Annotated in this window: 1 pseudogene; it reads right to left on the bottom strand. The window is 67.4% G+C overall.

Going from position 1 to position 325, the window contains the following annotated elements:
- Positions 1 to 325, bottom strand: a pseudogene (locus EN804_RS35790) (hypothetical protein); the annotation flags it as partial.

Below are 325 nucleotides of genomic sequence, written 5' to 3'. Positions count from 1 at the left end.
TGCTCGTAGACCGACTGACCTTCCGCCGTGACGGGCTGGCCGTTCGCGCCCGGCGCCTGGCCCTCGTCACGCTCGGTGCCATCAGCCAGAAGCCGCTGGGTGAACTTTGTGCCGGTAACCGAACCATCATCGCCATGCGACTGGTTCGGGTGGTTGTTTGGTGTGGCCGTCGGTTGCTGCTGGCCAGCCGCAGGCGGCTGCTGGGTCGCGGGCGGCGTGGTGGGCTGCGTCTGCGCCGTCTCCGGCGAAGATGTCTGGGTACCACCGTTCTGGGCAGAATTGACCAGCCCGCCCACCATGTCGTTCAGCGCATCGCGGTTCAGCC

This window comes from Mesorhizobium sp. M8A.F.Ca.ET.161.01.1.1, from assembly GCF_004792105.1.
Classification (GTDB): Bacteria; Pseudomonadota; Alphaproteobacteria; order Rhizobiales; family Rhizobiaceae; genus Mesorhizobium.
This window is presented reverse-complemented; position numbering and strand designations above follow the sequence as displayed.